This window comes from Streptomyces sp. CLCI03 (genome assembly GCF_053615355.1).
In genome coordinates, this window is record NZ_CM132132.1 from 4,941,867 (window position 1) to 4,952,622 (window position 10,756).

The 10,756-nt window shown below is 63.4% G+C and carries 6 protein-coding genes and 3 rRNA genes; 8 read left to right on the forward strand and 1 reads right to left on the reverse strand.

All coding sequences use genetic code 11. The features are described 5' to 3' along the window. Positions 1-58: 58 nt before the first annotated feature. Positions 59-1,495: an adenosylhomocysteinase gene (gene ahcY / locus ACWG52_RS22840; RefSeq protein ID WP_389815459.1), complete on the forward strand. Its 1,437-nt coding sequence runs from the start codon at positions 59-61 to the stop codon at positions 1,493-1,495. Positions 1,496-1,604: 109 nt separating this feature from the next. After that, on the forward strand, positions 1,605-2,225 hold the full coding sequence (locus ACWG52_RS22845; protein ID WP_390141770.1) for a hypothetical protein: 621 nt from the start codon (positions 1,605-1,607) through the stop codon (positions 2,223-2,225). Between the two features lie 4 nt (positions 2,226-2,229). On the opposite strand, the gene ACWG52_RS22850 is transcribed toward ACWG52_RS22845, so the two are convergent. Further along, positions 2,230-3,165 carry an RDD family protein gene (locus ACWG52_RS22850; protein WP_453125763.1) on the reverse strand — a complete coding sequence of 312 codons (936 nt, stop codon included), beginning with the start codon at positions 3,163-3,165 and terminating at the stop codon, positions 2,230-2,232. 112 nt (positions 3,166-3,277) lie between these two features. Between ACWG52_RS22850 and ACWG52_RS22855 the strand changes: the two genes are divergently transcribed. The 6 genes from ACWG52_RS22855 (at position 3,278) to ACWG52_RS22880 (ending at position 10,746) form a co-directional block, all read left to right on the forward strand. Beyond that, on the forward strand, positions 3,278-4,285 hold the full coding sequence (locus ACWG52_RS22855; RefSeq protein WP_389815452.1) for a stage II sporulation protein M: 1,008 nt from the start codon (positions 3,278-3,280) through the stop codon (positions 4,283-4,285). A 596-nt stretch (positions 4,286-4,881) separates the two neighbouring features. Beyond that, positions 4,882-6,405 (forward strand): 16S ribosomal RNA (locus ACWG52_RS22860). A 279-nt stretch (positions 6,406-6,684) separates the two neighbouring features. Then, positions 6,685-9,805 (forward strand): 23S ribosomal RNA (locus ACWG52_RS22865). 77 nt (positions 9,806-9,882) lie between these two features. Then, positions 9,883-9,999 (forward strand): 5S ribosomal RNA (gene rrf / locus ACWG52_RS22870). The 16S, 23S and 5S rRNA genes sit together here, the layout of an rRNA operon. Before the next feature lie 100 nt (positions 10,000-10,099). After that, positions 10,100-10,363 carry a hypothetical protein gene (locus tag ACWG52_RS22875; RefSeq protein WP_389818310.1) on the forward strand — a complete coding sequence of 88 codons (264 nt, stop codon included), beginning with the start codon at positions 10,100-10,102 and terminating at the stop codon, positions 10,361-10,363. Continuing rightward, the gene (locus ACWG52_RS22880) at positions 10,360-10,746 is read left to right on the forward strand and encodes a hypothetical protein (RefSeq protein WP_453125765.1); all 387 of its coding nucleotides are present in this window, start codon (positions 10,360-10,362) and stop codon (positions 10,744-10,746) included. The genes ACWG52_RS22875 and ACWG52_RS22880 overlap by 4 nt, the downstream gene beginning before the upstream one ends. Positions 10,747-10,756 lie beyond the last annotated feature (10 nt).

Sequence of the window (10,756 nt, forward strand, 5' to 3'; positions counted from 1 at the left end):
CCAGGACGGCGCACGGCCCAGCCGTACCCACCCTCTCGAACCATGAGGAGCAGCACCCATGGACTTCAAGGTCGCAGACCTCTCCCTTGCCGCGTTCGGCCGCAAGGAGATCACCCTGGCCGAGCACGAGATGCCGGGTCTGATGTCGATCCGCGCCGAGTACGCGGAGGCGCAGCCCCTGGCCGGCGCCCGCATCACCGGTTCGCTGCACATGACCGTGCAGACGGCCGTGCTCATCGAGACCCTCGTCGCCCTCGGCGCCGACGTCCGCTGGGCCTCCTGCAACATCTTCTCCACCCAGGACCACGCCGCCGCGGCCATCGCGGTGGGCCCGAACGGCACCCCGGAGAACCCGCAGGGCGTCCCCGTCTTCGCCTGGAAGGGCGAGACGCTGGAGGAGTACTGGTGGTGCACGGAGCAGGCGCTGACCTGGCCGAACACCCCCACCGGCGGCCCGAACATGATCCTCGACGACGGTGGTGACGCCACCCTCCTCGTCCACAAGGGCGTCGAGTTCGAGAAGGCCGGCTCCGCCCCGGACCCGTCGACGGCGGACTCCGAGGAGTACGCCCACATCCTCACCCTGCTCAACCGCACCCTCGGCGAGTCCCCCCAGAAGTGGACCCAGCTCGCGTCCGAGATCCGCGGTGTGACCGAGGAGACCACCACGGGTGTGCACCGTCTCTACGAGATGATGTCCGAGGGCACCCTGCTGTTCCCGGCGATCAACGTGAACGACGCCGTCACCAAGTCGAAGTTCGACAACAAGTACGGCTGCCGCCACTCCCTGATCGACGGCATCAACCGCGCCACCGACGTCCTCATCGGCGGCAAGGTCGCGGTCGTCTTCGGCTACGGCGACGTCGGCAAGGGCTGCGCCGAGTCGCTCCGCGGCCAGGGCGCGCGCGTCATCGTCACCGAGATCGACCCGATCTGCGCGCTGCAGGCGGCGATGGACGGCTACCAGGTCGCCACGCTGGACGACGTCGTCGAGACGGCCGACATCTTCATCACCACGACCGGCAACAAGGACATCATCATGGCCGCCGACATGGCCAAGATGAAGCACCAGGCCATCGTGGGCAACATCGGCCACTTCGACAACGAGATCGACATGGCCGGCCTGGCGAAGATCGACGGCATCGTCAAGGACGAGGTCAAGCCCCAGGTCCACACCTGGAAGTTCCCCGACGGCAAGGTCCTGATCGTCCTCTCCGAGGGCCGTCTGCTGAACCTCGGCAACGCGACCGGTCACCCGTCCTTCGTGATGTCGAACTCCTTCGCGGACCAGACCCTGGCCCAGATCGAGCTCTTCACCAAGCCGCAGGAGTACCCGACCGAGGTCTACGTGCTCCCCAAGCACCTCGACGAGAAGGTCGCCCGCCTCCACCTCGACGCCCTCGGCGTCCGCCTCACCACGCTCCGCCCGGAGCAGGCCGCGTACATCGGCGTCCAGGTCGAGGGCCCGTACAAGCCGGACCACTACCGTTACTGATCAACCCCTGATCAGTCTCTGATCAGCGGCGGCAGAACGTGAAGCAGGCCCCCGGCACCCGTGCCGGGGGCCTGCCCCGTATCCCTCGACCCCAAGAAGAGTGCGCACCATGCCCCGCGGCCGCTACTCGCTCCACGACCCGCACGACCACACCCCGCTCGGCGAGGAGCACTTCCACTGCGCGCCCGGCCCCTCCGGCTGGCGCTACGTCTCCCAGCTCACCGGCCCGGACGGCGAGCACCGCGGTTCCGTCGACCTGGCCGTCGACGAGCTGGGCCGCCCCATCCGCATGGAGCTCAACGCCGCGAGCTGGCAGGTGCGCGGCGCCGCCATCGACGGCGTCACCTGGGTCCGCACCGACCCCACCGGCACCGAGGCCACCGAGGGCAACATCGCCGCCCCCGGCTTCACCGGTACCTCCCCGGCCTTCCTCGTCGCCACGACCCGCCTGCTGCGCCTGGCCCCCGGCGCCCCCGCGACCCGCGTCCGGCTGCTGGCCCTCACCGACCCGGTACTGGCCCCCCGTACGGTCGATCAGGCCTGGGCCCTTGTCGCCCGGCAGGAACACCCCACGGACAGCGGCCCGCTGCTGGTGGACGAGTACCAGGTCAGCGCCCTGGACACGGGCGAGGTCCACACCGTCCACATCGCCGGGGACGTGGTGCTCTCGGCCCCCGGCATCGAACTCGAACACCTGGAGACACCGCCCTCGACCTTCGAGGAACAGTGACCGCTCAGGCGGGCGGCGCGAACCCGCCGGCGCGCGGAGCCTCCACGGGCGGTACGGGTGCGACGGGCGCCACGGGTGCCGCCGGCGCGGGAGCCACGTAGGGGACCGGCGCCACGACAGGCATCGTCCCCGGCATCGGCATCATCCCCGGCATCGGCGCGGACGCGTACCCGGTGCCGGGCCCGACGGCGGCCGGCCGGAACGCCCGGGCGGCGTCCCGCGTCTGCCGTTCGTGCACCACGGCCATCAGGAACGCGGCGGCCGGCACCCCGGCCGGAGGCGGCGCCCCGGTCCGCGCGACCAGATCGTCCGCGAGCCGCACCGCCATCGCGGCACCGACCTGCGGATCCAGCTGGTCCATCCGCGTCAGGTACTGGCGGATCGCCAGCCACAGCCCGTCCGGCACCGCCGACAGGTCCAGCCCGGTGAACCGCCCGGCCAGCCACGGCGGCGGCGGAGGCACCGGCATCACTCGCGTCCCCGGCACCCGCTCCCGGACCACCAGCGTCCCCGCGAACACGTCCCCGAGCCGCCGGCCGCGCGCCGACACCAGCGAGGCGATGCACGCGATGGACCCGAAGGTCAGGATCAGCTCCACGACCCCCATGGATCCGCGCACCAGAGCGTGCCGGAACCGGATCGGTCCGCCGTCGTCCCGGACGACCCGCAGCCCGCAGGCGAGCTTGCCGAGCGACCGCCCGTGGGACAGCGTCTCCACCGCGATCGGTACGCCGACCAGGAACAGCAGGAAGGTCGCCACGGCCACGGCCGCCTGGGCGGCCAGGTCCAACGAGGCGGTGGCCACGGTCAGCCCGACGGAGATGAGCACGTATCCGGTGACGTACACGGCCAGGTCCAGGAGGATCGCCAGCCCGCGGCTCGGCAGCCGTGCGGGCCGGAGCCCCAGGACGACCGCGTCCCCCGTCACCAGATCGCTCACCACAGCACCTCTCGTCCGACCTGCCCCGCCCCTGAGGCCTCCAGTCTGCCAAGCTGACCACACTAGGAATAGGCAATGGCCAGGGGACCTGGGACAGGGGAGCGGCAGCCGGATGGATCTCGACGTCTTCGTGACCGCACACCATGCGGAGTGGGACCGCCTGGAACAGCTCCTGGGCCGCGGCCGCAAGCTCACCGGTGACGAGGCCGACGAACTCGTCGCGCTCTACCAGCGCACCTCCACCCACCTCTCCCAGATCCGGTCCAGCGCCCCCGACCCGATGCTCACCGGCCGACTGACCCAGCTCGTGGCCCGCGCCCGCGCCACGGTGACCGGCACCCGCCGGGCCGGCTGGCGCGACGCCGCCCTCTTCTTCACGGCGGGCTTCCCGGCCGCGGTCTACCGCAGCCGCCGCTGGTGGATACCGACGGCGCTGCTCTCCACGGCGCTCGGCGTGCTCATCGGCTGGTGGATAGCCACGCACCCGGAGGTCCAGAGCGCCATCGCGGCCCCCGAGGAGCTGAAGGCGCTCACGCAGCCGGGCGGCCAGTACGAGACGTACTACTCCAGCCACCCCGCGGGCTCCTTCGCCGCCCAGGTCTGGACGAACAACGCCCAGGCGGCGGCGATCTGCCTGGTCCTGGGCGCGTTCCTGGGGATACCGGTGATCTGGATCCTCTTCCTGAACATGGCCAACCTCGGCGTGGGCCTCGGCCTGATGGCCTCGGCCGGCCGCCTCGACGTCTTCCTGGGCCTGATCCTGCCGCACGGCCTGCTCGAACTGACCGCCGTCTTCGTGGCCGCGGGCATGGGCCTGCGCCTGGGCTGGACGGTCATCGACCCGGGCCCCCGCACCCGCCGCACGGCCCTCGCGGAACAGGGCCGCACCGCGCTCGGCATGGCCATCGGCCTCGCGGTGGTCCTCTTCGTCTCGGGCCTGATCGAGGGCTTCGTGACCCCGTCGGGCCTCCCCACCTGGGCCCGCATCACGATCGGCATCGCGGCGGAGGTCGCGTTCCTGCTCTACGTCTACATCCTGGGCGGCAGGGCCGCGCGCGCCGGTGACGTGGGCGACGTGGAGGCGGCCGACCAAACGGCGACGCTCCCGACCGCGGCCTGATGTGCGTACCAGCCCGTTGAGCTGCTAGTCTCCTCGTCGTCCCGCGAAGACCGTTGACACGGAGCGCGCGGGGAGGTAGATTCGAACGGTTGCCTCGAACTGGACAAGTTCGGCAGCGATGGTTTAAACTCTCTCTCACCCCTAATACGGAATTGAATTCCATCGGGGTACAGTCGACTCCTCATTCAGGACTTCGAAGCCGGGAAATCCGGTGGAAAACTTCTGATAGAGTCGGAACCGCCGGAAAGGGAAAACGCGAAAGCGAATACCTGGAAAGCACCGAGGAAATCGGACACGAAAGAGTCTGATAGAGTCGGAAACGCAAGAACAGAACGAAAGCCCGGAGGAAAGCCCGCGAGGGTGAGTACAAAGGAAGCGCCCGTTCCTTGAGAACTCAACAGCGTGCCAAAAATCAACGCCAGAAGTTGATACCCCGTCCACTTCGGTGGATGAGGTTCCTTTGAAAAAGACCTGTGAGGTCGCCTTCGGGTGATGCTTGCAGGCAAAAACACAGCGAGGACGTTGTGGCGCGTCGGTCTTATTCCGACATGATGCGCCCGCTCTAAGTGATGTGTGCACCCGATCACGGGTAAACATTCATGGAGAGTTTGATCCTGGCTCAGGACGAACGCTGGCGGCGTGCTTAACACATGCAAGTCGAACGATGAAGCCCTTCGGGGTGGATTAGTGGCGAACGGGTGAGTAACACGTGGGCAATCTGCCCTTCACTCTGGGACAAGCCCTGGAAACGGGGTCTAATACCGGATACCACTCCTGCCTGCATGGGCGGGGGTTGAAAGCTCCGGCGGTGAAGGATGAGCCCGCGGCCTATCAGCTTGTTGGTGGGGTAATGGCCCACCAAGGCGACGACGGGTAGCCGGCCTGAGAGGGCGACCGGCCACACTGGGACTGAGACACGGCCCAGACTCCTACGGGAGGCAGCAGTGGGGAATATTGCACAATGGGCGAAAGCCTGATGCAGCGACGCCGCGTGAGGGATGACGGCCTTCGGGTTGTAAACCTCTTTCAGCAGGGAAGAAGCGAAAGTGACGGTACCTGCAGAAGAACGCCGGCTAACTACGTGCCAGCAGCCGCGGTAATACGTAGGGCGCAAGCGTTGTCCGGAATTATTGGGCGTAAAGAGCTCGTAGGCGGCTTGTCACGTCGGATGTGAAAGCCCGAGGCTTAACCTCGGGTCTGCATTCGATACGGGCTAGCTAGAGTGTGGTAGGGGAGATCGGAATTCCTGGTGTAGCGGTGAAATGCGCAGATATCAGGAGGAACACCGGTGGCGAAGGCGGATCTCTGGGCCATTACTGACGCTGAGGAGCGAAAGCGTGGGGAGCGAACAGGATTAGATACCCTGGTAGTCCACGCCGTAAACGTTGGGAACTAGGTGTTGGCGACATTCCACGTCGTCGGTGCCGCAGCTAACGCATTAAGTTCCCCGCCTGGGGAGTACGGCCGCAAGGCTAAAACTCAAAGGAATTGACGGGGGCCCGCACAAGCGGCGGAGCATGTGGCTTAATTCGACGCAACGCGAAGAACCTTACCAAGGCTTGACATATACCGGAAAGCATTAGAGATAGTGCCCCCCTTGTGGTCGGTATACAGGTGGTGCATGGCTGTCGTCAGCTCGTGTCGTGAGATGTTGGGTTAAGTCCCGCAACGAGCGCAACCCTTGTCCTGTGTTGCCAGCATGCCCTTCGGGGTGATGGGGACTCACAGGAGACCGCCGGGGTCAACTCGGAGGAAGGTGGGGACGACGTCAAGTCATCATGCCCCTTATGTCTTGGGCTGCACACGTGCTACAATGGCCGGTACAATGAGCTGCGATACCGTGAGGTGGAGCGAATCTCAAAAAGCCGGTCTCAGTTCGGATTGGGGTCTGCAACTCGACCCCATGAAGTCGGAGTCGCTAGTAATCGCAGATCAGCATTGCTGCGGTGAATACGTTCCCGGGCCTTGTACACACCGCCCGTCACGTCACGAAAGTCGGTAACACCCGAAGCCGGTGGCCCAACCCGTAAGGGAGGGAGCTGTCGAAGGTGGGACTGGCGATTGGGACGAAGTCGTAACAAGGTAGCCGTACCGGAAGGTGCGGCTGGATCACCTCCTTTCTAAGGAGCACAGTACCGATTGCAGACAAACGTTCTGCACGGTCAGCTCATGGGTGGAACGTTGATTAGTTGGCACGGTTTCCAGAACTCTCTGTAAGTACTGCTTCGGCGTGGAAAACAGTGAAGTCGAGGGGATCGTGCCTGGCACGTTGTTGGGTCCTGAAGGTACGGCCGTGAGGTCATGTCTTCAGTGCCGGCCCCGGTGAAGCATTCCTCAGGGAGTGTGTGACGGGTGGCTGGTCGTTGTTTGAGAACTACACAGTGGACGCGAGCATCTGTGGCCAAGTTTTTAAGGGCGCACGGTGGATGCCTTGGCACCAGGAACCGATGAAGGACGTGAGAGGCCGCGATAGGCCCCGGGGAGCTGCCAACTGAGCTTTGATCCGGGGGTGTCCGAATGGGGAAACCCGGCAGTCGTCATGGGCTGTCACCCACTGCTGAACACATAGGCAGTGTGGAGGGAACGAGGGGAAGTGAAACATCTCAGTACCCTCAGGAAGAGAAAACAACCGTGATTCCGGGAGTAGTGGCGAGCGAAACCGGATGAGGCCAAACCGTATGCGTGTGATACCCGGCAGGGGTTGCGCATGCGGGGTTGTGGGAATGAGCTTGATCGGTCTGCCGGCCGGTCGGCGAGTCAGAAACCGTTGATGTAGTCGAAGGACATGCGAAAGGTCCGGCGTAGAGGGTAAGACCCCCGTAGACGAAACATCAGCGGCTTGCTTGCTCATCTCCCAAGTAGCACGGGGCCCGAGAAATCCCGTGTGAATCTGGCGGGACCACCCGCTAAGCCTAAATATTCCCTGGTGACCGATAGCGGATAGTACCGTGAGGGAATGGTGAAAAGTACCGCGGGAGCGGAGTGAAATAGTACCTGAAACCGTGTGCCTACAAGCCGTGGGAGCGTCGCTGTATGTGCTTGCACATACAGTCGTGACTGCGTGCCTTTTGAAGAATGAGCCTGCGAGTTAGCGGTGTGTAGCGAGGTTAACCCGTGTGGGGAAGCCGTAGCGAAAGCGAGTCCGAACAGGGCGATCGAGTTGCACGCTCTAGACCCGAAGCGGAGTGATCTAGCCATGGGCAGGTTGAAGCGGAGGTAAGACTTCGTGGAGGACCGAACCCACCAGGGTTGAAAACCTGGGGATGACCTGTGGTTAGGGGTGAAAGGCCAATCAAACTCCGTGATAGCTGGTTCTCCCCGAAATGCATTTAGGTGCAGCGTCGTGTGTTTCTTGCCGGAGGTAGAGCACTGGATAGGCGATGGGCCCTACCGGGTTACTGACCTTAGCCAAACTCCGAATGCCGGTAAGTGAGAGCACGGCAGTGAGACTGTGGGGATAAGCTCCATGGTCGAGAGGGAAACAGCCCAGAGCATCGACTAAGGCCCCTAAGCGTACGCTAAGTGGGAAAGGATGTGGAGTCGCAGAGACAACCAGGAGGTTGGCTTAGAAGCAGCCACCCTTGAAAGAGTGCGTAATAGCTCACTGGTCAAGTGATTCCGCGCCGACAATGTAGCGGGGCTCAAGCGTACCGCCGAAGTCGTGTCATTGCAGCAACAGGGCCAACGCCCGCTGTGATGGGTAGGGGAGCGTCGTGTGCCGGGTGAAGCAGCAGCGGAAGCTAGTTGTGGACGGTTCACGAGTGAGAATGCAGGCATGAGTAGCGATACACACGTGAGAAACGTGTGCGCCGATTGACTAAGGGTTCCTGGGTCAAGCTGATCTGCCCAGGGTAAGTCGGGACCTAAGGCGAGGCCGACAGGCGTAGTCGATGGACAACCGGTTGATATTCCGGTACCCGCTTTGAAACGCCCAATATCGAATCAGGCGATGCTAAGTCCGTGAAGCCGTTCCGGACCCTTCGGGGAAAGGAAAGTGGTGGAGCCGACGAACCAGACTTGTAGTAGGTAAGCGATGGGGTGACGCAGGAAGGTAGTCCAGCCCGGGCGGTGGTAGTCCCGGGGTAAGGGTGTAGGCCGAGGGGTAGGCAAATCCGTCCCTCATCAAGGCTGAGACCTGATGCCGAGCCGATTGTGGTGAAGTGGATGATCCTATGCTGTCGAGAAAAGCCTCTAGCGAGTTTCATGGCGGCCCGTACCCTAAACCGACTCAGGTGGTCAGGTAGAGAATACCGAGGCGTTCGGGTGAACTATGGTTAAGGAACTCGGCAAAATGCCCCCGTAACTTCGGGAGAAGGGGGGCCATCACTGGTGATCGGACTTGCTCCGTGAGCTGGGGGTGGCCGCAGAGACCAGCGAGAAGCGACTGTTTACTAAAAACACAGGTCCGTGCGAAGCCGTAAGGCGATGTATACGGACTGACGCCTGCCCGGTGCTGGAACGTTAAGGGGACCGGTTAGTGACCTTTCGGGGTTGCGAAGCTGAGAACTTAAGCGCCAGTAAACGGCGGTGGTAACTATAACCATCCTAAGGTAGCGAAATTCCTTGTCGGGTAAGTTCCGACCTGCACGAATGGCGTAACGACTTCTCGACTGTCTCAACCATAGGCCCGGTGAAATTGCACTACGAGTAAAGATGCTCGTTTCGCGCAGCAGGACGGAAAGACCCCGGGACCTTTACTACAGTTTGATATTGGTGTTCGGTTCGGCTTGTGTAGGATAGGTGGGAGACTTTGAAGCAGCCACGCCAGTGGTTGTGGAGTCGTCGTTGAAATACCACTCTGGTCGTGCTGGATGTCTAACCTCGGTCCGTGATCCGGATCAGGGACAGTGTCTGATGGGTAGTTTAACTGGGGCGGTTGCCTCCCAAAGGGTAACGGAGGCGCCCAAAGGTTCCCTCAGCCTGGTTGGCAATCAGGTGTTGAGTGTAAGTGCACAAGGGAGCTTGACTGTGAGACCGACGGGTCGAGCAGGGACGAAAGTCGGGACTAGTGATCCGGCGGTGGCTTGTGGAAGCGCCGTCGCTCAACGGATAAAAGGTACCCCGGGGATAACAGGCTGATCTTCCCCAAGAGTCCATATCGACGGGATGGTTTGGCACCTCGATGTCGGCTCGTCGCATCCTGGGGCTGGAGTCGGTCCCAAGGGTTGGGCTGTTCGCCCATTAAAGCGGTACGCGAGCTGGGTTTAGAACGTCGTGAGACAGTTCGGTCCCTATCCGCTGTGCGCGTAGGAATATTGAGAAGGGCTGTCCCTAGTACGAGAGGACCGGGACGGACGAACCTCTGGTGTGCCAGTTGTCCTGCCAAGGGCATGGCTGGTTGGCTACGTTCGGGAGGGATAACCGCTGAAAGCATCTAAGCGGGAAGCCTGCTTCAAGATGAGTATTCCCACCTCCTTGAGAGGGTAAGGCTCCCAGTAGACGACTGGGTTGATAGGCCAGATGTGGAAGCCCGGTAACGGGTGAAGCTGACTGGTACTAATAGGCCGAGGGCTTGTCCTCAGTTGCTCGCGTCCACTGTGTTAGTTCTGAAATAACGAACAGCTGTGATTACAGCCAGCGTTCGAATTTCATAGTGTTTCGGTGGTCATAGCGTTAGGGAAACGCCCGGTTACATTCCGAACCCGGAAGCTAAGCCTTTCAGCGCCGATGGTACTGCAGGGGGGACCCTGTGGGAGAGTAGGACGCCGCCGAACAATCATTGCGGAAGCCCCGCACCAGCCCTTTACGGGTTCGGTGCGGGGCTTTTCTGCGTTCATCCCACAGATGATGTTTACGTCGACGTATACTCGGAACATGTCTGATGCCATGATCCGTGTGCCGGCCGAGGTGAGAGACCGCCTGGCCGTCATCGCCGAGTCCCGCGGGACATCCATCCGGTCTCTGGTGCAGGAGTTCGCCGAGACGACGCTGACCGCGGAGGAACGGCGGGAGCGAGCGGAGCGGGCCCGGGCCTATATGGCCGAGCACTTCGGGGTGGACGTGACCGATGAGGAGAGTGCGGCCATGGGGCGAAGGCTCCGTGAGGCCTTCGCGCGGCAGGAGGACACGGCCGCGTGATTCAGCACCACCTCGTCCTGGACACGCCGTCCTTGCTTGCGCTGTCCGGGAATCGGCAGGTGTCCGCGCTGATTCACCGTGCCCATCTCGATGCGGACACGCGGTTGTGGGTGCCGGTCCTGTCGGTTCTCGAGGCCGACGTGGTTCTCGCGGGGATCGCCGAGCACATCGGTCAGCTCGACGTGATCAACATGCTCGACCTCGACTATCCGGCCGTCCTGGCTGTGGCACAGATGTGCCGCGACGGAGTGCCGGCCGGTGTTGCAGCGGCCGCCCATGCCGCACGTCACCTTCCCGAGTGGGGTTCGCAGGCACTGGTTGCCACGGTGGAGCCGAAGGCATACGAGGGGCAGGGAGTGGGCGTCTTCGATCTGAACCGCTGAGCCTTCGCTC